Origin of the sequence: Nocardia sp. NBC_01329 (genome assembly GCF_035956715.1) — a bacterium.
Lineage (GTDB): Bacteria > Actinomycetota > Actinomycetes > Mycobacteriales > Mycobacteriaceae > Nocardia.
The window spans coordinates 2360606-2386755 of record NZ_CP108381.1; the positions used below are offsets into that span (position 1 = coordinate 2360606).

Annotated in this window: 5 protein-coding genes; 1 reads left to right on the forward strand and 4 read right to left on the reverse strand. The window is 66.4% G+C overall.

Features of this window, described 5'->3' with window-relative positions:
* Nucleotides 1-36: 36 nt before the first annotated feature.
* Entirely contained in the window at nt 37-1713 is a 1677-nt protein-coding gene (locus OG405_RS11095; protein WP_327151538.1) for a reverse transcriptase domain-containing protein, read from the forward strand.
* A gap of 72 nt (nt 1714-1785) precedes the next feature.
* Here OG405_RS11095 and OG405_RS11100 read toward each other — a convergent pair whose 3' ends face one another.
* From OG405_RS11100 to OG405_RS11115, 4 genes are all read right to left on the reverse strand, one after another.
* Nucleotides 1786-2943, reverse strand: coding sequence for a hypothetical protein (locus OG405_RS11100; RefSeq protein ID WP_327151539.1), 1158 nt, complete (start codon nt 2941-2943; stop codon nt 1786-1788).
* A 268-nt stretch (nt 2944-3211) separates the two neighbouring features.
* Entirely contained in the window at nt 3212-5086 is a 1875-nt protein-coding gene (locus OG405_RS11105; protein WP_327151540.1) for a hypothetical protein, read from the reverse strand.
* Between the two features lie 149 nt (nt 5087-5235).
* Nucleotides 5236-6486, reverse strand: coding sequence for a cytochrome P450 (locus OG405_RS11110; RefSeq protein ID WP_327151541.1), 1251 nt, complete (start codon nt 6484-6486; stop codon nt 5236-5238).
* Nucleotides 6487-7288: 802 nt separating this feature from the next.
* On the reverse strand, nt 7289-25390 hold the full coding sequence (locus OG405_RS11115) for a non-ribosomal peptide synthetase (RefSeq protein WP_327151542.1): 18102 nt from the start codon (nt 25388-25390) through the stop codon (nt 7289-7291).
* Nucleotides 25391-26150: the final 760 nt, after the last annotated feature.

Here is a 26150-nt window from a genome sequence, read left to right on the forward strand (position 1 = left end):
ATATTATGAGCGGTATCGCTCACAAGGGGAGTTGCGTTGGGGCAGAACATAAGTGTCGAGGAAGCTGCGCTTCGGACGGGCAAGTCGGTGGCCACCATTCGGCGTCTACTCGCCAGTGGAAACCTTTCCGGCGAGAAGGTGGGTGGCAGGTGGCTGGTGCATGGGGATCGACTTCCCTCGCGACCCGCTGATGCCACCACCAGTGCGGCGCCACTTGAGTTGGATCCGTCAACCGCCATCAAATTCTTGATGAAGACCGATCGCAGAGATCTGTGGGTTCCGGACATTCTGAACTGGGAAGACACTCGAGCTCGTCCAGATGCGGCGATCTCCTCGGCGCTGTCTAAGTGCTCGACCGGCCAGGCCGACCCGTTCGAAGTGGTCGAAGTTCCCAAGGGAACTCTGTTAAGTCGTGCAGGCGCCTTACTGAGCGTAGAGGACCGCCTCGCTTATCACATGCTGTGTTCGACCTTCGCCCAGAAGGTCGAAGCTGCTCTGTCGGATCGTGTCTTCAGTTCGCGACTCAACAAGCGCCCTGGCCCCTTCTTTGTACCTGGCATATCGCAATTTTCAGCTTTCCTTGAGACCGTGGAGGAGAAGGCTGGACTGGAATCCTGGGTAGTGTCGACAGACCTTGTGAGCTACTTTGAGACAATTAGCCACGAACTTCTGTTTGAAGATCTCCGCGATCTGGGTGTACCGGAAGAGATTACGCGCCCGCTCCGGACGCTGCTCAAGACTTGGCGCAGGTCTTCGCGCGGTGGACTTCCAATCGGTCCCGATGCGTCGCGTCTTCTCGGGAACCTGTTTCTCGTCAGGGTCGACCGGCAAATGTTGACCGAAGGGTTCGACTACTACCGATACATGGACGATGTACGAATCGTTGCGCCCTCTGAGCGGGACGGCAGAGCCGCACTGCGGCGATTCGAGGTCCTATGCCGAAAACGTGGTCTTATCGTGGCCGGGGCCGGCAAGTCCAAGATTGAAAAGACCCGACCCGGTGCCAAGTCGGATGAAGATGCGCCATTCAAGTGGGCCGAGTACGCGCTGCGTAACGGCTTCGACGAGTCACGCAAGATTCTACGCGACATGTTCAATGATGCTCTGACCGAGCAGGTAATCAAGCGTCGCCATGCCCGGTTCGCGCTGTTCCGGCTCGGGCGGTTAGTTGATCGCGGGGTGCTCAAGAGGGTACTGAAGCGGCTGGAGCAGCTGACCGAGGTATCCAAGGACTCCGCGTTCTATCTAAGGTCGTTTATATCCGAGCGGCATGTTCAGTCGGCGATCACCCAATATCTAGGCGAACCCGGAGAGCCGGGGCTTGAGAAGTATCAGGAGGCGTGGCTAATTGCTGCCATGCTGGAGGTGATCCACAAACCACCGGTTGAGTGGATCGCGTACGCTCGCAGAATCGCTTGGGATGCAAACCAGCCGCAATTCCTCCGAAGTTTGGCATTTAATTTGCTTGCATTGGGGCACGACCCGGATGATATCGCTAAACTGGTCGAGCTTGCCGAGACAAACTACGACGGCGGGTTAGTTCGGGGCGCCCTTGTGGCTTTGCGTCGGATCGATCGACTGTCACGCCGCACACAAACGACAACACTGGCACGACACCCCACCCTCCAAGGAACCGTGGACTACCTGGTACCACGCGACTCATTGCCGTCTCTGGTGCAGGAGGGGCTCTGGAGTCCAATCAAGCCAGCGTGAGTCAGACTCTACTGTTCAATAGCCTGGGTTGCCGCCGCATACGACTGATCGGCCGCGAGCAAGTTGCAACAGCTAGTAGTCCATGTTGGCGATCGTGTCGGCCGAGGATGCGTACACGTCGATCAACCGCTCAAGGGCGCCATCGGACTCGATGCAAGCAAGAACCTGCGCCCTGAATACAGCGTCGAACCGGACGTCGAGACCGGAATCGATCCACTCCATTGCGTGAGGGATCGTCCGACCTAGATAGGCATCAATCTCGTCGAACAAGGCGAAGACGCCTTGGATGTCTGTATCCGAGGCGGCGTGGAATGGGAACAGCGGGCTGTCGCGGATGCCGGACAGCCCGATCGGCAAGGCGCCGATCCCCGGCGTGTGCAGGTAGATTGTAGCGCCATGCCCCTTCTCGAAACCCCCGTGAGAGTAGGGGTTGCGCCATCGCTCGACCACCATGATCAGCCGCTCGCGGAGGTGCACCGCTTCCGAGTCCGAGTGGCCCATTACGCGCCGCCACTTCTCGCCCCAGCGGTCACCGATGATCTTGGTGAGGTCGTCCGTAGTCGGGTCGAAGTCCAGGAAAGGCAACGCTAGGACGAAGTCGTGCTCCAGCGAGCTGACAAAGGCCGTGATAGCGGCCACGAGGTCATGGAAGGCGTGCATCGCCATGACGTTCTTACCCAGCAGGAACGTTGACCACGAGCCGAACTCGTTCGTCCCGCTCTCTGTAATGTCGTGAACCATATCGGGGTTGGTGGCCCGTTCGCGGAAGTAGTCGTAGGCCTGGCGCAACTGTCGGTGCTGGTTCACGACCGTGACGTCGCCGGTATTGAGGGTGTCACTCGCCGTCGCGGCCAAAAGCCCTTCCACAGTCTTGACCGCCGACCCAAGTTTCTTCCGTATCTTAGTCAGCAGTTCATCCGCCTGGTCCTCGGTGAGGTTGCCCCAGATACGCAGCCGGAGGCCGAACTTCTGGTGGGCGAGTTCGCAGTGATAGCCCTTGTAGGCAAACGACACCCACCACGCCACCTTCTCCCCGGGGCCGTCGTGGCGAATCCCGATGAGAGTCAGCGCATGACGAAGCAGCACTGGGATCGGAGCCTCCTGCGGCGCGAGCGTCGCACGGTACGACGGCAGGTCGTAGTAACGCTCCTCAAGCGCCTTCGGCGGGGAAAAATCACGCAGCGAGGTGCTGGACAATAGCTTCCCAGCAGCTTCTTCCCTGTCTGACACACATCAAAGGATGCCAGACGGGCCACTCCCAGGCCGAAGGATGTGGGGATCAATATGCAGTAATCGAATATGCAGGGTTACCAGTAGCTCGATGGAAGCCCTTCCCTGTCGGCGTCGGCGTCGGCATCACCCCCTCACCTACGCGTCTGCTTCAGCACTCCGAACAGGCCCAGTGGGTGACTTCCGTTCGCCATTCGGCAGGCCGGAAATCACCCACGGTCGATACGACATGCTCAGCTGCGATGAAATATCGACCTCGAACGCCTTCTCAGCGAAGCATCCATTTCGAATAGCGCTCCCACCACTGCAGGTAGTCGTCGAAGATCGGACCTTCGAGGGGTGGAACATCGAACCCTGCCACCAAGGTCTGGAGGTTATCGACCAGTGCGGCGCGGCTTCGCCTGAGTTCTCCGACTACCCGCGGGTACTCCTCGTGGTTCAGATACCAGGCACTGTTCGCATACACCGTTTGGAGTGCGTACGCCGCACCCACTGCGTGCAGGAGATTTCGCGCTTTCGGATCGCCAGCGGCGCGGGCCTCCAGATGGAGGGCGGTCGCTGCCAGACGGTGCCCGGTGGCTTCACTCAACTCGATCGCTGCTGAATCTGGTCCCAGAGCCACGCTCGCGGGATGGTGGACACCGCGGGCCTGGTAATCCGCGATCGCGGCTTCCCGGTCTACCAACATCCGGACATACCAGGGCAATTCCGACGGCGTGGCCGGTAGCTGTAGCGCAGGCAGGTCGAGCCCGCGCTTCCCTGCGGTGACCTGCATGATCTGATTCTCGCCCTCCGCGGTGACAATGGCCGCGATATTGCCGAGCCAGTCGACAATGAGGTTGCTGCGAAGCGCTCCCTGCGCCGCGGTGCGCTCCCGGCACATCCTCAACGCGGCCTGCGCGTCGTTCGAGAGCAACGGCTTCGCAAGCATCGCCAGTAGTGCTTGTTTCCTGAACCCTCCGGCGCCGTCGGCGCGCATATCCCGAAGATGGCGACCGAGCACGCTGATGGCGTAGACGTCGGCGAGTGCTGAGACGACATCCCGGAGGACTGCATCGCGCTCGGACATCACCACACCGCTACCGGACTGGCGTTGTCCGGCGTAGTTGACCAAGCCCGCCAGGCCTGCACGGGCACTTGCGGCGGCTGCGTTGGCCAGATCGAGTCGGCCTTCGCCCAATACGGCGATGGCTTTGTGGAAGCGTTGACGGACCGGTACCTCGCATTCGAAGGTGCCGTCGGTATGCATTTCGGCCCAGTTACCGCCCAGTAGCGACTCTCGCGGCAATCGGACGCGGTCGAACCTGATCATGGCATGGTCCATCGGCGCATCGGGCTTGTCGGGTAGCGCTTGGACGTACACGCCCTGTGCGAGTGCCGGCTCTGCTCGTAGATCGAGGAACGGAAAAAGGTGCTGCAGAATCCGCAGCGGGCCGCTGCGCCGAGGGCGCGCTCGCAGCTTCAGCAGGAACGGCAGGACGCCTTCGTCTCGACCGTCGATCAAGAGACGTGCGGTGACCACAACGGTCTTCGGCACCCCCGGATCGGCGACATTCGGCATGAACTTCACTGCGCCCATGGACGGAGTGGTGAGTATGAAGTCGCCCGTCTCCGGGTCCCACACTGCGGTCGTCTGATGGTCGGCGCCGTTGGTGCCGGCGAGTTCGGTCAGCATCAGGACTCCGAGTGCTTCGCCGGTGTCCAACTCGGTCAGGCACTCCTGCTGATATTCAGAGCCGTTGCCCAATCCCAGGATTGCCCCGATGGCGAGATCGAAGTGTCCGGTCAACACCAGCAACAGCCGCGGTGCCAGGACCTGCGCCGCATCGCACAACGCGCCCCTCAGTTGCGGGTCAGCGGAGATCTCCCGCGCAGGCAGACCGATGCGGGCGAGGAAGGCGCGAAGAAATGCGGGTGCTCGGCGTGTCTCCTCAGTGTACGTCGTGTTCAGCAACGGGCGGTCGTCCACGCTGCGAACGATGTCGCGCAGTTGGCGATGCAATTCGCCGTGCGCTCCGAGGATCGCTGTCTGCAATGCGGCGATCGTGGCCGCTGCGGTGGGGACGGGGCGTCCCGGTTCTGTTACGGCGGTGCCCCTGTCGGCGCGGCCGTTCACAGATACCAGTGGGATTTCTATTGTCATGGTGCACTCACTCTGAATACGCGGGGGGCCAGGTCGCTGGCCCGCGAACTGTGCGACCCTTACTGCTCTTGTGGAGCAGTAAGGCCTCGGCCAAGCGATCTCACCTCAGCTACCCATAGACACGCCCTTTCCTCTGCGGGTATCCGCTTTTACATGGCGATTACCGGGAATGCGGCCAGCGCGCGATGGAATGGGCCCGGACGCCATTCCAGTTCCTGGGCCGCGACGGTCAACTGCACGTCGGGACGGAGATCCAAGAGTTGGGTTATGGCATCGTGCGCGATCGTGTACGAGGCAGTCTGTGCCTGCTTGGGGCACGCGTGCTGGCTCGGGCCGCCCCAGGCGAGGTGCGCGCTGTTGAGGGCGGCTTTGTCGGCGCCGTACTCCGGGTCGCGACAGCATGCAGCCATACTGATGATCACCGGTTCGTCGGCCGGCAGCCAATCTTCATCGAGCGGAACCGGGCTCGCTGGATATGTGACACACAAGTTGGCCAGCGGCGGGTCTTTGGCGAGGATCTCATCGATCGCGGCGTTGATCGGCGGTGTTTGGCCCGGCGTCTGGTACTGGTCGTACCGGGGATCGGTCAGCATCACCAGTAGGGCGTTCGCTGCCAGGTTCACAGTGATCTCGATACCGGCCGAGCAGTTGGTGACTTGGGCGTGGATCAACTCCTGATCGGTGAGATTCTCGTGATGGCGAACCAGATAAGTTGTGAGATCCTCACTGGGTTGCGCCTTTTTGAGATTGCATAGTTCCAGGAGTGCGCCGTTCATCATGCGGTCGACTTCGTCCTGGCCTACCTGAGCCTCGAACAGTGCCTTGCTGGCTGCGGCGATCTGTTGCCCTATCGAGTCCGGGCAACCCATGATGTGGTTGACCACCGATGAGAAGACCAGGGGTACGAAGTACTCCCCTATGAGGTCGACCGGAGTGTCGGTCGGGAATGTCTCGATCAGGTTGAAGGCATTCTGTTCCACGATCGGGCGGAGGGCGGTGATGTCGAGGTCGGCCAAGGCATCGTTCGCCGCGGCCCGGAGCCGCCGGTGGACTTCGCCACCGTTGCGCAGTGCATTGGGTCGCCACCCGAGCATCGGTACAATATTGAGTTCCCGGTCGCGCGGCAGATTCGCCTGCCACCGACGGGGGTCGGCGGGAAATCGCACTGGGTCGTGCAGAATGGCCACCGCGGTCTTGTAGTTCAGGACCAGCGTCGCGGGAATACCTTCCTCGATCCACACCGGGGCTAAGGAGCCGAACCGTCCGCGCATCCACTCGTAATACCTGTGCGGGTCATTGGCGAAATCTTGAGTGTAGATCGCAACGCGTTCCGAATCCGGTACGGACGGCGGCGCTGATTGGTGCGCGCCGCCCGGCCGCAGTTGCATCTGGTCGTACAAGAGGGGTGTCTCCTTTGGTATCTGTAAGGGGTGGCAAGGCGCGCACAGGCGGGAGGGATGCCTCGGTCCGCACGGGCGATTCGATGGAGTCAGCCGAGGTGTGGAGCCTTACCTGGGGGGCGCCGACGCGCTACACCGGCTATGGGCAGCGATCCGTACGGTTCGTGCGACCTCGACATGTCCTGCACTCCCAACGTTTCGCATGGCCGGAATACGCCGAGTTCCTGCGCCCTATCGGTGGACTCGGTCGCCGCAATGTGTTCTACCGGCTTGTGTTTCGACAACGGCGCCAGATGATACCGACCGGCGATCAGTGGCGCAGGTCTTCCTTCGCCCGCCGCGGTACGGGCAGCAGTGCCGGAGGGCCGATCGGGCTCGGACGTGGGACCTTCCGGTGTTGAAGTGCACTCCGATCGAGCGGACCGTGCGATAGGTCTGTGCGACACAACGGGTTCGGCATCTGCGCGGTGTACTGAGCGGACCCGGTCGACTCGGGGCGTGGGTCTGTCCGGAGGAATCGCGGCGAGCCGGAAACGGGAGTGAAGGAGATCGGAGGTCGCCTGACTCTGCGGCGCTACCGTTGCCGCACAGTTGCCGTTGACCGACCGAGACACGAAAAGTATTGTGCCACAAACAGTCTTCCGGCTCATCGTGAACTACTACAACAATTGGTCTAGGCCGATGACCTGGTCTTCTGTCTCGCCCTCCTGACCAGGCGGTACTCACAACCGTCGGATATCGGAACTGTCTACCGATTCGCCGGAATTGTTTCCCTACAAAACGGTCGGTATTGTTCGAGGATTCATCGATCGAGGCGGGTGTTGAGGATTCGGGCGATCTGTTCGATCGCCGGCGGGGTTGTCATGGCGAGGTGAGCGGCGTCGATATCGATATTCGAGATCTGCCCGCGGACCACCGGCACCCAACCCTCGTAGCCGGTGGCGTCGGGACTGCGGTCCGCTGTCGCCGTGAAGTACAGCAGGTCACCGTCGAGGACCTGTGGCCGCCAGATACTCGCCGCGCGCATGGACTGGTTGTAGGCGTCGGTCATCCGCTCGATCATGTCGGCGTCGACCGCGAACCCTTCCCCGAGGTGCGTCCTGATGAGGTCGGCGGCCTCCTGCGGGGTGGCGGTCTCGTCGACGAAGTCGATGCCCAGGACCGGACCGAGGTTGCTGATCAGTTCGCCGGCGGTGACCGTGACGACTTCCGCGGGGTCGATGTTGTCGGCCTCGGCGTCCAGTAGTGCCAGCAGGGCGACCTGCTCCCCCGCTGCCCGCATCTCTACGGCGATCGCGTGGGCGATCTGACCGCCCAGCGACCAGCCGAGTAGATGGTAGGGGCCGTGTGGCTGGACCTTCCGGATCTCGGCGAAGTATCGGCGGGCGGTTTCCTCGATGGTGGCGGGTCCCGGGGTCTCGCCGCTGATCTGAGGTGCCTGGATACCGTAGATCGGCCGGTCGGGTGAGAGGTATTCGGCGAACGGGCGGTAGCTCCAGGCCAGACCGGAGGCGGGATGGACGCAGAACAGTGGGGCCCGGTCGCCGCCGGTGCGGATCGGCAGCAGCACATCGAAACCGAAGGCGGCGGCCGGATCGGTGTCGATGTGGCCGGAGCGCATACCCGATTCGATCCGCTTCGCGAGATCGATCGGGCGCGGGTCCGACAGTATCCATCGGATCGGGACGTCGTAGTCGAGTTCCTTCTTCAGTTCGCTCACCACCTGCACCGAACGCAGCGAGTTGCCACCGAGTGCGTAGAAGTCGTCGTCGGCTCCGACACGCTCCACTCCGAGTACGTGCCCGTACGCTCGGACGACCTCGCCTTCCAGCCAGGACGCCGGCTCCCGGAACTCCCCGACCGCGAATTCCGGTTCCGGTAGATGGTTGCGATCGAGTTTGCCGGAGGCGGTGAAGGGGACGGTGTCGAGGACCATCACCGTGGTAGGCACCATGTAGCCGGGTAGTTCGGTGGCCGCGTGGGCGAGGACCGCGGCGGTGTCGACGGTGGCGCCGGTCGCCGGCGCCAGGTAGCCGACGAGTTGATCACCGGCCGCGGTGGTGTGTACCGCGACGATCGCGCGGGCGACGGTGTCGTGTTCGGCGAGTACGGCTTCGATCTCGCCGAGCTCGATCCGCAGCCCCCGCAACTTCACCTGGAAGTCGGTGCGGCCCAGGTACTCCAGTTCGCCGCTCGGGAGCCGGCGTGCCAGGTCGCCGGTGCGGTAGAGCCGCTCCCCCGCGGTGAACGGGTCGGGTACGAATCGTTCCGCGGTGAGTCCGGGCCGGTCCTGGTAGCCGCGGGCGGCTTGGTTGCCCGCCAGATACAGGTCTCCCGCGACGCCGGGCAGTGCGGGCTGCAACCGGCTGTCCAGCACGTAGGCGCGGACGTTCCATACCGGTGCGCCCATCGGGATGCTGCCGTCGTCGTCTTCGGTGACGAGGTGTTCGGTGGCGTGCAGGGTGAATTCGGTGGGCCCGTACAGGTTGTGCAATCCGACGTCGGGCAGAACCCGGCGGGCGGCGGTGACGACTTCCTGGCCGAATGCCTCACCGCCCACGAGCAGTGCCCGCAGTGATGCCAGCAGCGATCGCCGCGGGGTCGCCTCGGCGAACGCGGCGAGCATCGAGGGCACGAACGAGGTGAGGGTGACCCGGTGGGCGGCGATGGTTTCGGCGAGGTAGACGGGGTCGGTGTGTCCGTACGGTGCCGCGATGATCATCCGCGCGCCCGCGATCAGAGTGGCGAACAATTCCCATACCGAGACGTCGAAGGTGGCCGGGGTTTTCTGCAACACCACGTCGTCGGGGGTCAGTGAATAGGTTCCGTTGATCCAATGCAACTGGTTGAGTACCGCGCGATGCGGGACCGATACGCCTTTGGGGCGGCCGGTGGAGCCGGAGGTGAACAGGACGTAGGCGACGTTCTCGGGCCGCAGCGGTGCCAGGCGTTCGCTGTCGGTGACGGGGCTGTCGTCGTATCCGGAGACGTCGAGGCCCTGCAGTGTCGACAGCACCACGACGGGTTTCGCCGTGTCCAGCATGTAGTCGATGCGGTCGGCCGGATGATCCGGGTCGATCGGGACATATCCGCCGCCGGCGGCGTGTATCGCGTACATGGCGGTGACCTGGTCCAGTGACCTGTGCATCCGCAGGGCCACCAGAGTTTCCGGGCCCACCCCGCGAGCGATGAGCAACCGGGCCAGGCGGTTGACGCGGGACGCGAACTGCGTGTAGGTCAGTGTCTCGTCCGGCGCGGTGACGGCAGGCAGATCGTGGTGGGTGTGCACCGAGGCGGTGAACACCGAGGCGAGTGTCTCGTCCGGCGCGAGGGGGTAGGCGGTGGTGTTCCACCGCACGAGTTCGGCGTCGCGTTCGTCGGCATCGAGCAGGTCGACATCGTGTACGGGCCGGGCGGGGTCGGTCGCCATCGCGTCGAGTAGCCGTAGCAGCCGGTCGACGATGGAGGTGGCGGTCGCTTCGTCGAAGAGATCGGTGGCGTAGGTGATGCCACCGGTGATCCCGGTCGGTGCGCCGGTGGCGTCGTGGGAGTCCGATACGGTGACCTGGAGGTCGAACAGGGAGGTTCCGGTGTCGGCTTCGACGGCCGATACCGATAGCTCCGGGAGTTCGAAGTCGGTGGTGGCGAGGTTTTGGAAGGCGAGCATCACCTGGAACAGCGGGTGGTGGGCGTGGGTCCGCACCGGGTTCATTTCCTGTACCAGGCGTTCGAACGGGACATCAGCGTGCCCGAACGCGGCCAGGTCGGTGCCGCGTACGTGTTCGAGTAGTTGGGTGAACGACATCCCGGGGGTGAGCCGGGTCCGCAGCACGAGAGTGTTGACGAACATGCCGACCAGATCGTCGAGCTCCGGTTCGCCGCGCCCCGCGTACGGGGTGCCGATGGCGATATCGTCGGTATGCGCGAGCCGGGACAGGGTGGCTGCGAGGGCGGCGTGGAAGACCATGAACAGGGTGGTGTTGTGGGCTCGGGCGACCTGTTCCAGTTTCGCGTGCAGGTCGGCGTCGAGCTCGATCGGCACGTTCGCGCCCGCATAGGTCTGGGTGGGCGGCCGCGGCCGGTCGGTGGGTAGTTCGAGCAGCGCGGGCAGGTCGGCGAGCTGGGCGGTCCAGTAGTCGATCTGCGCGCGCAGCAGCGAGTCGGGGTCTTCCTCGGTGCCCAGCACGCTGTGCTGCCATATCGCGTAGTCCGCGTACTGCACGGTGAGCGGTGGCCAGGCGGGCTGTTCGTGGTGCAGTCGCGCCGAGTAGGCGGCCATCATGTCCCGGGCGAGCGGGGCCAGGGAGGATCCGTCGCCGGAGATGTGGTGCAGCACCACGGCCAGGATCCATTCGTCGTGCCCCAGTTCGTACAGGCGCACCCGGAACGGTACTTCGGCGGTCACATCGAACACCGCCGAGACGAAGGCGGAGAGGTCGGCTACCAGTTCGGCTCGTTCGACCGGGGTTACGGTCATCGGCCGTACCGCGTCGGCGGCGGGGAGTACGACCTGTGCCGGTGCGCCTTCGAACTGCGGGTAGACGGTGCGCAGTACTTCGTGCCGGGTCATCACGTCGTCGACGGCGCTGCGCAGGGCGTCGATATCGAGTTGCCCGGTCAGCCGGATCACGATCGGGATGCTGTAGGCGGCGGAGTCGGGTTCGAACCGGTTCAGGAACCACATCCGCTGCTGTGCGTAGGACAGCGGGATACGGTCGGGGCGTTGCTGCGCGGTGAGCGCGATCCGGCCGGTGTCGGCGTGTGATTCGGCGCGTGCGGCCAGTTTCGCGACGGTGGGCGCTTCGAAGATCATCGATACCGGGACCGAGGCGTCGAGTGCGGCGCCGATGCGGGCGGCGACGCGAGTCGCGACCAGGCTGTTGCCGCCGAGTTCGAAGAAGTCGTCGTCGGCGCCCACCGGACCGTCGACGCCGAGCAGTTCGGCGTAGACCCCGGCCACGACCTCCTCCACCGGGGAGGAAGGGGCCCGGAACTGCCTGGCCTGGAGTACAGGTGCGGGCAGGGCCTTGCGGTCGAGTTTCCCGTTGGGCGAGAGCGGGATCTCGTCGAGCACCATCACCGCGGCGGGCACCATGTAGGAGGGCAATACGTCGGCCGCCGTCGCGATGAGTTCTTCGCCGGAGACACTGCTGCCCGGTGCCGGTACCACATAGGACACCAGCAGGACGGGGCCCATGCCTTCGCGGCGGGGCACGGTCACCGCGAACGAGACGTCGTCGCGGGCGCCGAGTACTGCGTCGATTTCGCCGAGTTCCACGCGGAAGCCGCGAACCTTGACCTGGAAGTCGTTGCGTCCGACGAATTCCAGGTCGTGGCCGGCGTTCCAGCGCACGATGTCGCCGGTGCGGTACATGCGCAGACCGGCGTCCCCGTAGGGGTCGGCGACGAAACGTGCGGCACTGGTGCCGGTCCGGTTGAGGTAGCCGCGGGCCAAGCCGGGGCCGGCCAGATACAGTTCGCCGGCCACTCCGACGGGAACCGGCCGGAGCCGGGAGTCCAGCACCAGGGCCCGCATCCCGGGGCGGGGGCCACCGATGCGTGGCCGGTCCCCGGGAAGCATGCAGGGCGCCCCGGTGGCGACGACCGAGGTCTCGGTCGGTCCGTACAGGATCCGGAATTCTCGCGTACCGGCGCTGTCGGTACCGGCCCACCGGTTCACCAGATCCGAGGGGACCTCTTCACCGCCGGACATGACGACTTGCAGGTCGTCGAGGCCGGCCGGGTCGACCGACGCGAGGGCCACCGGTGTGACGAACGCGTGGGTGACACGCTGGGTGCGGAGCAGATCGGCGAGTTCGCTGCCGCCGTACATTCCGGGTGGGGCCAGTACCAGTGTGGAAGCACCTCCGGTCGCGAGCAGGATCTCCAGCAGTGAGGCGTCGAAGGACGGTGAGGCGAAATGCAGTACCCGGGAGGTGTTCCCGGTGCTGTGCCCGGCGTGTTGGGCTGCGAGGAAATCGGCGACAGCACGGTGTTCGACGGCGACGCCCTTGGGTACACCGGTGGAGCCGGAGGTGAAGATGATGTAGGCGGTGTTGGTGGCCCGCAGCGGGGCCTGCCGGTCGTCGTCGGTGATCGGGTCGCCGGGTAGCGCGTCGATCCGGGCGCGGACGGTGTTGTCGTCGAGGACGAGCCAGTCCAAGGCTTCGGGTAGGTCGGTCCGCGCCGTCGTCACCGTCACCCCGAGTGTGGCGCCGGAATCGATGACCATCTGTTCGATCCGGCTCGCCGGGTAGCGAGGGTCGACCGGTACATAGGTGGCACCGGACTTCACGGTTGCCCACCAGGCGACCACCGATTCCACCGATCGGGTCGCGGCGACCAGCACCGGGTCCTCTGGTCCGGCGCCGCGCCGGATCAGCTCCCGGGCCAGCCGGTTGGAGCGGATATCGAGTTCGGTGTAGGTCAGTTCGGTGTCTCGGGAGACCAGGGCGGTGCCGTCGCCGTTGTCCCGTACGGCTGCGGCGAAAGCGTCGGGTAGCAGGGCGGGTGCGCCTTCGATTCGCGGCCCGACACGAGAGATCAGGGTGGTGTGTTCGTCCGCGTCGAGCCAGTCGATATCGCCGACGGCTGTCGAGGGGTCGGCGGCGACGGCTTCCAGTACCCGGATCAGGCGTTGGGCGAATCCGGCGACGGTCGCTTCGTCGAAGATGTCGCGGGCGAACATCATCATGCCGGAGATGCCCTGGGCGGCACCGGCTTTTCCGTAGGAGTCGGCGACGACGAGCTGCAGGTCGAATTGGCACATGCCGGTGTCCACTTCGGCGCGGGACACCGTGACGTCGGGCAGGACCACGTCGACCGACGACAGGTTCTGGAATGCCAGCGCCACCTGGAACAACGGGTGCCGGTCCGCCGATCGTTGCGGTTTCAGCTCTTCCACCACACGTTCGAAGGGGACGTCGGCGTGTTCGAAGGCCTGCAGATCTGTTTCCTTCGTCCGGGTCAGCAGGTCGGCGAACGGTTCACCGGGGCGTATCGGGGTGCGCAGTACCAGGGTGTTGACGAACATTCCGACCAGGTTGTCGAGGCCGGGTTCGCCGCGTCCGGCCATCGGGGTCCCGACCACCACATCCTCGGTGCTGCCCAACCGGCCGAGAACCACTGCGAGGGCGGCGTGCAGAACCATGAACAGTGACGAGCCCCGGGCGTGGGCCAGTTCCATCAGCCGTTCGTGCAGGCCGGCGCCGATTTCGAGGGGGACCCGGCCGCCGGACAGTGAGGCCACGGCCGGCCGGGGCCGGTCGGATGGTAGATCGAGCCGGTCGGGTGCGCCTGCCAGGGTGGCGCGCCAGAACTCCAGTTGGGCCGACATGAGCGAGTCGGGGTCCTGCGCGGATCCCAGCATCCGGCGCTGCCACAGGGCGAAGTCGGCGTACTGCACCGGCAGCGGCTCCCACAGCGGCGCGTGTCCGGCGACCCGGGCGGCGTAGGCCCACATCACATCGCGCGACAGCGGGCCCATGGACTGGCCGTCACCGGCGATATGGTGGACCACCAGTACCAGCAGGTATTCGGGGGTGTCGTCGTCGGTGCCGGTCTCGAACAGGCCGACCCGCATCGGCACCTGCACGGTCACGTCGAAACCGCCGCGCAGGAATTCGCCGACCACATCCGGGATCGCGGCCGTGTCCACGTGCACCGGTTCCAGTGCGACCTCGGGTTCGTCCAGGATCACTTGTTCGGGCTCGCCGGCGGTTTCGGGGTAGATCGTCCGCAGCACTTCGTGGCGGTCGGCGATATCGCGTAGCGCGGCGGCGAGTGCGGCGGTGTCGAGGTGGCCGGTCAGCCGCAGCATCACCGGAATGTTGTAGGCGGCCGAATCCGGTTCGAAGCGGTTGAGGAACCACATTCGTTGCTGCGCCAGCGACAGCGGGATCGGGTCGGGACGGACTCCCGCCGTGAGGGGAACCCGGTCGCCGCCGTGCAGGGATGCCGCGTATTCGGCGAGTCCGGCGACTGTCGGTTCCTCGAACATGGATCGCACCGGTACCCGCACGTCCAGGGCGGCACCGACCCGTGCCACGACCAGTGACGCGCTGAGCGAGTCGCCGCCGAGCTCGAAGAAATCGTCGTCGGCCCCGACTCGTTCGATGCCGAGCACGTGTTCGAAGGCCTCCGCCACCACGGTTTCCACCGGGGTGGCCGGGGCCCGGAACGTGCGCGCGGCGAACACCGGTTCCGGAAGGCGGTCACGGTCCAATTTTCCGTTGGCGGTCAGTGGGAGGTCGTCGAGCAGCAGTACAGCGGCCGGCACCATGTACGGGGGCAGGGCTTCGGTCAGGTCGGTGGTCAGTTCCTCGCTCGTGACGGTCGTACCGGGCTTGGGCACCACATAGGACACCAGGGCCACGGGCCTGCCCTCGGTGCTGCGCGGTACGGTCACCGCGAACGCTACGTCCGCGCGGGCGCCCAGGACGGCGTCGACCTCGCCCAGTTCGACCCGGTTGCCGCGGACCTTGACCTGGAAATCGTTGCGTCCCACGAACTCCAGTTCGTCGTTGCGATCACGGCGCACGATATCGCCGGTGCGGTACATGCGGTGGCCGGGTTCGTCGAACGGGCAGGCCACGAATCGGGCCGCGCTGAGTCCGGCCCGGCCGATGTAGCCGTCGGCCAAGCCCGGACCGAACAGGTACAGCTCGCCTGCGACCCCGGCCGGGACGGGCCGCAACCAGGTGTCGAGGACCGCGGCCGAGACCGGTCCGACCGGTTTGCCGATCGTGATCGGGACCCCGGCGGTCAGTGCGCTGTCGGCGGTGGCCCAGATCGTGGTTTCGCTGGGACCGTACAGGTTGACCAGGGTGCGGTTCGGTGCCCACCGCTCGACCAGTTCCGGTCCGACCGGTTCACCGGCGGTGGACAGCACTCGCAGTTCGCCGAGGCCGTCGTGGGGCAGGGTGGCCAGCGCCGAGGGGGTGAGTACGGCGTGGGAGATGTGTTCGCGCCGGATCAGTTCGGCGAGTTCGGGACCGCCGTACACATCCGGGGGTGCCACCACCAGTTTGCCGCCGGAACCGTGCGCCATCAGCAGTTCGAAGATCGAGGCGTCGAAGTTGGGTGAGGCGACCTGCAGCACCGTCGAACCGGAGTCCACGCCGAGGATGCGGCGCTGCGCCGCCACGACGTCGGCCAGTGCGCGGTGGGCCATGAGGACACCCTTGGGTGTTCCGGTGGACCCGGAGGTGTAGATCACGTACGCCGGGTGGGCGGGCCGGATCGGTCCGCCGCGGTCGGCGTCGGTGATCGGCGCCGACATCGCCGGATCATCGCCGGCGGTTTCGGTATCGACGATCAGCCAGTCGACAGTATCGGGCAGGTGATGCCGGGAGGCGCTGTCGGTGACGCCCAGGGCGGTGCCCGAATCCGACAGCAGGAACTCGATACGTTCCGGTGGCAGGTTCGGGTCCATGGGCAGGAACGCGACACCCGCTTTCGCGGCGGCCCAGATCGTGACGATCGTATCGAGGGATCGGGGCATTGCGGCGGCGACCAGGGTTCCGGGCCGGGCACCGTGCCGGATCAGCAGCCGGGCGAGACGGTTCGCGTGTTCGTCGAGTTGCCGATAGGTCAGCGCGACCGGCCCGTAGGTGGTCGCGATCGCATCGGGATCGGCGGCAGCGGTCGCGGTGAGCAGGCCGCCCAGCGTTTTCGCGGGGAAATGCTCGGTGCGGGGGGCGGGCAGAACGGGGTCGCGGACGTCGGCGGGGGTGAGCTCACCGAGCCGGGCGGCCGGCGAACGGGCGATGCGATGCAGCGCCTCGACGAAGCGGTCGAGGATCCGGCGGGCCTGTACGGTATCGAATTCCCGGTCGAGGAAGCGCAGCGTGATCTGCAGGCCCTGCCCCGTCCCGTGTTCGTCCTGTTTCGGCGCGACCACCAGACTCAATGGATACGGGGTCGCGTCGACCCCGGTGATCTCGTCCACGTGCAGGCCCGCCGATTCGACGAGTTCTTGCAGGGCCGGGCGGTCCACCGGGAAGGACTGGAACGCGATCGCGGTGTCGAAGAGTTCGGCCATTCCGGCGCTGCGATGGATATCCGGGAGCCCGATGTAGTGGTGGTCGAGCATGGCTGCGTGCTGCGACTGGATACGGGTCAGCAATTCGCGCAACGAGACCGTGGGGTCGAGCCCGACCCGGACCGGGATCGTGTTCAGGAACATGCCGAGCGTCTGGTCCACTCGGGGCAGTTCGGGTGGGCGGCCGGAGACCGCGGATCCGAAGATCACATCGGTTTCCCCGGTCAGGGTGCGCAGGTTCAGGGCCCACGCGGCGGCGATCGCGGTGTTGACAGTGACGGCTGCGTCGGCGGCCACCACGCGCAGGTCGGCGAGCTGGTCGGCCGCAAGTTCCGCGGTGACCTCGGTGGCCGCCGCCGAACTTGCCGGGCCGGCGCCGCGGCCTACCCGGGTGGGCGAGTCGACGTCCGCGTACGCCTGCGCCCAAGCGGCCCGGGATGCGGTGGGGTCCTGCCGGGAGAGCCAGTGCAGGTAGTCCCGGTAGGAAGGGGCGGGCCCGGCGGCGCCGATATGTCCCGGCGCTCCGTAGTAGTCGAGCAGTTCGCGCAGCATCAACGGCATCGACCAGCCGTCCAGGATCACATGGTGGTTGGTGATCAGCAGCCGCGACGCCCCGGAAGCGGCGCGGATCAGGGTGAAGCGGATCAGGGGCGGGGACGACAGGTCGAAACCGGCCGCGGCGTCGGCGTCGGCGATCCGGTCCCATTCGCCGGCGGGATCGGTACCGCCGAGCGCGAGAGCCACTTCCTGGAATCGGACCTCGGCGTGATCGAGCACGATCTGGCACGGCCCGGCCGCGGTTTCCACGAACGCGGCGCGCAGTATGTCGTGCCGGTCGACCACTGCCTGCGCGGCGCGGCGTAACCGCTCGCCGTCGACGTGGCCGGTGAAACCGATGGCGGTCTGGACGGTGTAGTTGTCGCCGGCCTCTGGGGCGAAGGTGGAGTGGAAGTGGATACCGGATTGCATCGGCGACAACGGCCATACATCGGCGAGTCTGTCGTAGCGCTGCTCCAATTGTTCGATATCGGTCTGCGAGAGCCTGACCAGCGGAAAATCGGATGGACGATAGGCGCGATCTTCGATGCGGCGCGCGCGGCCGGGCAGGTCCTCGGCGGTCGGCGCATCGGATTCGCGGCGAGCGATCGCGGCGAGAGCGGCGACTGTTTTGCCTTCGAACACATCGCGGGGAGTGAGGGTGAGCCCGGCGGCGCGCGCCAGCGCCACCAGCCGCATGGAGACGATACTGTCACCGCCGAGGGTGAAGAAGTTGCTCTCCGCCGAGATGGTGTCCAGGTGCAGAACTTCGGCGAACAGTTGCGCGAAGACCCGTTCGGCGGGTGTGGCGGGAGGCCGGCCGGTGGCCTCCTCGGCGAGGAACGCGCGTTCGCGCAGCGCTTTCCGGTCGATCTTGCCGACCGGGGTCAGTGGCATCGATTCCAGTTCCACGATGGCCGCGGGGTTCATGTAGTGGGCCAGCGAGCCGGCGAGGTCGTCGTGCAGGGCCGCCGCATCCAGCGTCGTGCCCGGGGTGGGTACGACATAGGACACCAGCACCGGTTCCCCGGCCGGGCCTTCCTGGGCGACGGTGGCGACGTGGGAGACAGCGGAATGCCGGGCCAGGTGGGCGTCGACCTCTCCGGGTTCGATCCGCAGTCCGTGGATCTTCACCTGCTGGTCGCCGCGGCCCAGATATTCCAGTTCCAGTCCGCCGCGAGCACGTACCCAGCGCACCGAATCACCGGTGCGGTAGATCCGATCCCCGTGAACCGATCGTGGGTCGGCGACGAACCGCGACGCGGTCGTGGCCGGCCGCTCGAAGTAGCCGCGGGCCAGCCCGGGCCCGCCGATATAGAGTTCCCCGGCGACACCGACCGGCACCGGGCGCAGCCACATATCGAGTACCGCGGCTGTCGCGCCGCGGATCGGGCCGCCGATGGTCACCGGTTCACCGGGCCGCAGGACATCGGATCCGGTCGCCCAGATCGTGCATTCGGTCGGTCCGTAGTGGTTCATGAGCCGGCGGCCCGGTGCCCACTGGGTCACGATGTCGGATCCGGTGGCCTCACCGACCACTGCGACCGTTTCGAGCCCCGGGAGTGCGGCCGGGTCCATGGTGCCCAGTACCGACGGGGTGATGATGGCGTGGGTGACCCGCTGGGCGCGCAGCAGTTCCTCCAGGTCGGCACCGCCGTATACCTCCGGTGGTGCGATCACGAGGCAGGCGCCGCTGCTGTGGGCGAGTAGCAACTCCGAGACACAGGCGTCGAATCCCGGTGAGGCGACCTGCAGGACCGACGAATCCGGGGTCGTGTCGAACGCTTCGGCCTGGGCGGCGACGATATCGGCCAGACCGCGGTGGCCGACGTGCACTGCCTTCGGTTTGCCCGTCGACCCGGAGGTATAGATCACGTAGGCCGCGTTGTCGGGCAGCAACCTGCCCGGCGTGGCCGGTTCACCGGCGGGAATCGGCGGTTGCGTGGTGTCCACGATCAGCCAGTCGACCGTATCGGGTAGACGGCGTGCCTCGGCGTCTGTCGTCACGCCCAGTGCGCTGCGGGAATCGGCGAGTAGTTCCGCGATACGTTCGGGTGGGTTGGCCGGGTCGAGCGGGACGAAGGCCGCACCGCTCCGCGCCACCGCCCACATGGCCACGACCAATGCGATGGATCGGGGAAGGGCCAATGCCACGAATGTTTCCGGACCCGCGCCGTGGGCGGTCAGCCGCCGGGCCAGGGCGTCGGCGTGCTGTTCCAGTTCGCGGTAGGTGAGAGTGGTTTCGCCGGCACGCACGGCCGTCGCGTCGGGGTGGCGGCGCGCGGTGGCCGACAGGATGTCGTGCAGGCTGCGTTCGGTGACCGGTGGTTCGCCGCGCACCGAGAGCAGTTCGGCGCGTTCCGGATCCCAGGTCGAGGAGACCGCGGCGACCGGGCGGCCGGGATCGGTGACGAGCTGGGTCAGTAACAGTTCGAATTGTTCGAGCAGGGTGTGCGCGTAGTCGGGCTCGAAGCGGTCGGTGGCGAACCGCAGCGTCACCGTGTGGGTCGCGGACTCCTCGTTATCGGAGGCATCTCGCGACGGTGGGGTCACCTGCAGGCTCAACGGGTACGGGGTGGCGTCCTGGGCGTCGAGGTCGAGGAGCCGCAGCCCGGCGGCACCGAGATCGCGGGACAGGCCCTCCCGGTCGAGCGGGTAGGACTCCAGCACCGTCACCGTGTCGAACATGTCGGCGATCCCGGTCGCCCGTTGCAGGTCCGCCAGGCCGATGTGGCGGTGATCGAGCATGGCGGCCTGTTCGGATTGCACGCGAGTGAGCAGATCGGCGACGGTCTCGTTCGGGTCGAGCCGTACCCGCACCGGCAGGGTGTTGATGAACAGCCCGACCATGAATTCGACGCCCTGGATATGCGGCGGGCGATCCGACACCGTGTTCCCGAACACCACATCCGACCGGCCGGTCAGGACGGTCAGCAGCAGCGCCCACGCCACCTGGATCGACGTATTGGCGGTGACACCGTGGGAACGCCCCAGATCGAGTACCGCGGCGGTGGTCGCGGCATTCAGGTGCAGCCCGACCTCGCCGCTCGGCGCGGTGACCGTACGGTCCGGGCGTCCGGTGACCCGGGTCGGGCTTTCGATTCCGTCGAGCATCCGCTGCCAGGCGGCGGTCGCCGCGTCGGGGTCCTGGCTGTGCAGCCAGTGCAGATAGTCGCGGTAGGAGCGCGGCGGCGCGAGTTCGGCCGCGTCCGCGCCGAACGCGTACAGCGACAGCAGTTCGTGGATCAGCACCGGCATCGACCAGCCGTCGAGCACGAGGTGATGGTTGGTGACCAGCAGCCGGCATTCGTCGGCACCGGTGCGTACCAGATGGAACCGCAGCAGCGGCGGCCGCGCCGGATCGAACGGCGCCGCGTCAGCGACCGCGAGGTCGCGGAGCCGGTCGTCACGGTCGGCATCGTCACCGATATCGCTGATATCGGTGTATCGCCAGACGGCCTCGGTGTCGCCGAGCACGAGCTGACGCGGTCCGCCGGCGCTCTCGACGAACGCGGTACGCAGGCTGTCGTGGCGGTCGACGAGCGCCTGGGCCGCCCACCGCATCCGATCCGCGTCGGCCGCTCCGGCGAAGCTCAGTGCCGCCTGCACCGTGTAGCCGTCGGTGGTGTCGCGATCGTAGATCGCGTGGAACAGCAACCCGGTCTGCAGCGCGGTCAGCGGCCACACATCGGTCAGGGACGGATAGTCGCGGAGCCAGCCGTCGATCTCGTCCTGCGAGACGGTGACGAGCGGGAAATCCGACGGGGTGAAACCGCCCGCGGATTCGGACCGGACATGTTCGGCGACCGCACCCAGCGCGCGCACCCACAGGCCGGCGAGTTCGTCGACCTCGGCCGCATCGAGGACCTGCCCGGCGAACTCCCAGGTCGCTTCGAGTTCGAGTCCCTCGGTTCCCGGTTCGGCGATCGCGTTGATATCGAGTAACGCGGGTAGCGCCATCCGCGGATCATCAGTGGCGGTCAACGAGGTGAATTCACGGGTAGGTGTCCACGCCCCCGAGTGTTCGCGGACACCCACCCGCCCCAGATAGTTGAAACTGATCTGAGGTTCCGGCGAGCTCCCCAACTCGGCACTACCCCGTGAGTCCAGGCACCGCAGCATTTCGTAGCCGATTCCGTTGTCCGGCACCGCCCGCAGCTGCTCCTTCACCTGCTGAATCGCGCGTCCCGCTGCCGCGCCCCCGGCGAGGGCATCCTCCGGATCGATATCCCGCAGTTCGAGGCGGATCGGGAATCGCGTGGTGAACCAGCCGACCGTGGAGCTCAGATCGGCGCCCGGCACCGCTTGTTCCTCGCGGCCGTGTCCTTCCAAGGAGATCAATTCCGCCCCGGGCGACATACCGCGGCGGCGGCGCCACTCGCCCAGTGCCAGGGCCAGCGCGGTCAGCAGTGGGTCGTTGGCGCTGCCGTGGAAGCGGGCCGGGACGGTGGTGAGCACGGCCTCGGTGATATCGGACGGGATCCGGACCCGGACCCGGCCCGCCGTGGCCGCGACGTCGCGTGCGGGGTCCAGGCGGCGTGCGCCGAGAAGCCGGTCGCCCCGCGCATGGATTTCCTTCCACAGCTCCAGTTCCGTGGCGCGCCGGGCCGGTGCCTGTTCGACCAGGCCGTGCGCCCAGCGCCGCACCGAGGTGCTCGGCGCGGTGAATTGTGGTTCGCCGCCTTCGGTGATCTGCGTCCAGGCCTGCGCGAGGTCGGTCAGCAGGATCCGCCACGATACGGCGTCGACAGCCAGATGGTGGATCACCAGCCACAGCAGGTCTGGGCCCGAACCGGTGCTGTCCTGCAGCCATACCGCCTGCAGGAGAACTCCGTTGCCCGGGTCCAGCCGATCCGCGGCCGCCTGCAGGTGGGCGTCGACCTCGACGGGGTCCCGCCGCTCCAGCGGCAGCCGGACCAGAGCCGAATCCGCATCGACCGCGCCTCGGTCGAGGACGTCGACGAACCGGTCCAGGGATTCCGCGCCGCGCAGGACCGCGCGCAGGATGTCGTGCCGGTCCAGCAGAGACTGCAACGCCCGGACCAGGTCGGTGTGTTCGATATTCTCCGGTAGTTGGACCAGGGTCGCCTGCGCGAACCTGGTGTAGTGGCCGCGGCCGAGCATGGCGTGCATGATCGGTGAGAGCGGCATCGGCCCGACTCCGCCACCGGGCATTTCGGCCAGCTGCGGCGCGTCCCCGGCCTCGGTCGCCACGGCGGCCAGCCCGGCGACGGTCTTGTATTCGAAAACATCCTGGGTGGAGAAACCCAACCCGACGGCCTTGGCGCGCGCCACCAGCTGGATCGACAGGATGCTGTCGCCACCCAGAGCGAAGAAGCTGTCGTCGGCACCGGTCTGGGAGACGCCGAGGACTTCGGCGAACAGGCCCGCCACCAAATTCTCCCGGGGTGTGGCCGGCGCCCGGCCGGCCGGGGCGGTCCCGAAATCGGGTTCGGGGAGGGCAGCTCGATCCAGCTTCCCGAACGCGTTGACCGGCAGGCTGTCCAGCGGCAGGATCACCGCCGGGACCATATGCGGTGGCAGGGATTCGCGTGCGAAGCGCTGGACTTCGGCGATATCGATACGGCGACCCCGCACCGGGACGACATAGGATGCCAGCACGGTCGCGGCGGCCTTGTTCCGCACCGGGACGGTGACCGACAGGTCCACATCCTCATATCCGGTGAGGGCCGCGTCGATCTCACCGGGTTCGATCCGGTAGCCGCGGATCTTGACCTGGAAATCGCTGCGGCCCATCAATTCCAGCGTCATCTCGGCGCTGTCCCCGGAGGACCAGCGGGCGAGATCACCGGTCCGGTACATGCGGTCGCCCGGGCTGCCGTAGGGGTCGGCGACGAAGCGGGCGGCGGTTTCGCCGAACCGATGGCTGTAGCCGCGGGCCAGACCCGGGCCGGCCAGATACAGTTCGCCCGCCGTGCCCTTGGGGACGGGTTGCAGGGCCCGGTCCAGCACCATGGCGGATACACCGCGGATGGGGCCGCCGACGGTGAGGTCGCGGCCGGGTTCGACAGGTGCGCCGGCGGCGGTCACGGTGGTCTCGGTGGGTCCGTACTCGTTGTACATCGACCAGGACCGTGTCCACCGTTCGATGACGTTCGGCGGGCATACGTCGCCCCCGACCACGACGACGCGCAGATCGGTGAGCGGTTCGGGGTCCACGGTCGCCAGCATGGCGGGGGTCAGGGTCAGGTGGGTGACGCGTTCTTCGGCGAGCAGCCGGGTCAGCTGTTCGCCGCCGATCACCTCCGGGGGCACGACGATCAGGGTGGAGCCGTTCGCGAAGCAGGTGAGGAACTGTTCCTGCGAGGCATCGAAACTGGGTGAGAGCGCATAGGACACCCGCGACGTCGCGTCGATGCCATGGGTGTCGCTACGGTCGGCGATGAGGTTCGCCAGCCCGGTGTGGGTGACCTGCACGCCTTTCGGTAGACCGGTGGACCCGGAGGTGTAGGTCAGATAGGCGAGGTTGGTGGCCCGCAAGGGGCGGATCCGGTCGGTATCGGTGACCGGATCGCTCGCGGTGGACTCGAACTCTCGTTGGGTCGCCGCGTCGTCGAGAACGATCGGGCGCACCTGCCGCGGCAGCCGCTCCCGGTGGTCACCGACGGTGATCGCCACGTGGGCTCCGCTGTCGGTGACCATGTGCTCGATGCGTTTGGCCGGATACTCCGGGTCGACCTGCACGATCGCGGCCCCGGATTTGGCGACGGCCCACGCCGCGATCACCGATTCGACCGAACGGCGTAGCACGATCGCGACCGCGGTGTCGGGCCCGCACCCCGCAGCGATGAGGTGGCGGGCCAGCTGCGAGGATCTGGTGTCCAGCTCCTCATAGGTCACCGTCCGGCCGGGTGCGGCGATGGCGTTCTCGTTGCCGTGGCGGCGGGCGCTGGCGGACAGGATGTCGGGCAGCAGCCGGGTTCGGGTGCTGTGGGGGCCGCGGACGGGTAGTAGCGCGGCGCGTTCCCGCGCCTCCAGCAGCGGCAGTCCACTGACCCGATATTCCGTTCCCCCGGCGAGGAATTCGCGCAGGAACATCAGGAACCGCCGGTGGTGTCCGGCGAGTTCGGCCGGGCTGTAGACGTTCGGGTTCCCCTGGAAATCGATATGGGTGGTGTCGCTGCCGGCTCCTGGATAGATGTTGACGAACAGGTCGGCGGTCGGGCCGGAGGTGAGCACGTTCAGGCGGCCTGTCGTTTCGCCGAATACGACCTCGTTCTCGAGCATCATCAGGTTGATGGCAGGACCGAACGACGCGGCCTCGTCCCGGGCGATCCCCATATCGCGGAAGATGTCCTCTTGGCGGTAGCGCTGGCGGCGCAGCGCGCTGGTCAGCTCGCTCTGCGTAGAGTCGATCAATTCGCCGACCGTGCTGCCGGCGACCCGGATCCGCAGCGGGACCACATTGGCCACCATGCCGCCCGAGCGGCGCAGTATCGCGGAATGCCTGCCCGATACCGGCAGGCTGAGCAGTACTTCGTCGCTTCCGGTCATCCGGGCCAGGTAGGCGGCGAACGCCGCGACCACGATCGGGGTGACGCTGGTACCGCGTTCGGCGACGACGCTGTCGAGCAGCTGGGCGGTGGTCTCGGGCAAGGAGGCGCTGATGAGTTCCGGATGGATGGTGGGCTTGCTGACCCGGCCGGCCAGGCTCACCACCGGCGGGGCTCCGGCGAGGTGCTCGGTCCAGTATTTGCGGTCGTTGGCGAACCGCTCCGATCCCCGGTAGGCCAGATCCTGCTCGATGATGTCGCCCAGGTACTTCGCTGTCGCGGGTGGGGCGTCGTTTCCCTCGACCCAGGCGTTGTACAACTCGGTGATGCGGTGCAGCATCGTCACCGCGGCGAATCCGTCCAGGGCGATATGGTGGGCGCGCTGATACCACAGGTAGTGATCGGTGCCCACCTGGTAGATCACGCTCTTCATGAGGTGGTCCCCGAGCAGGTTCAGCGGAGCGGAATAGTCGTCCACCATCAGGCGGTGCGCGGTCGCGACCGGATCGGCGTGGCGCCGCAGGTCCACCACCGTTACCGAGGGTCCGGCGGTTTCGTCGACGTACTGGCAGGGCTCGCCGTCGACCTCGATGAGGTGGATGTACCCGGAGCCGAACTCGCGGTCGGCGGTCTCGCAGGCTTCGACGAGCAGATCCGTTTTCAGCTCACCGACGATCTCGACGTACTGGGCTACCGAGATCGGCGACGAGCCCGCGAGATGTTGCGCGAACCAGATTCCGCGCTGGGCGGCCGACAAGCGGAGGACGTCACGGCGTGGCGGGCCGGTGAACGGAGCGGCACCGGACCGCACACCTGAACCGTAACTCGAAGCCGTAGAGCCCGATATCGCGGGAGCGTCGGCCCGCGACGAACTCGATCGGCCCCGACCGCTGTCGACATTGCGCTTGGACTGGGTCACCTGTCCTCCAATTTCCCGGCATTCGAGAATTCGGTCACGAATACAACCGGCAACTGCTCCGAAAATGCGCAGGATATTTCAGTGGAACAACATTTGATGTCGTTGATTCGAGACATTTCCGTGCCTCGTTCGAGGCAGCGATGCCAAATGGCTCGAATTCGATCCCGAAAGGAAATGAAGCGGGCTGCGCGAGACCCTACGGTTATGAAGGCCGTGGATTTCCGGCGGCTGGCTCGGCCGGCGGACGGAGCGGCCGCAAGGGCCTACGTGGTGCGGCGTTTTCGGTGGAGCGGATGGCTACGCCGGCGCCGACCGGCGGTCCGGCCGCATACGGGCCCCTTGCTGTGCGTGCACGCATCGTTACCGTCCCGAAAGTGGGATACATGCAGGTCACGAATGTGGCTCGGAACCGAGTCGGGTTCGGTGAGCGGGAGGTGAACGCTGTCGGTATTCATCGGTTTCACCAAATCGCCTTCTGGCCGTGGCTTACCTTGGTGCAGGTTTTTCCGGTGGATTCCCCGCAACCCCGACAATCGGGAGAACCCATTGTTGTGCCGACCTGCCGCATTTCCGGCAATCGGACCGGCAGTCGCCGAAGTGCATTCCGATAATCTCGACGACCAGCTTCGGAACGCCATAGTAAGCGAGGTTG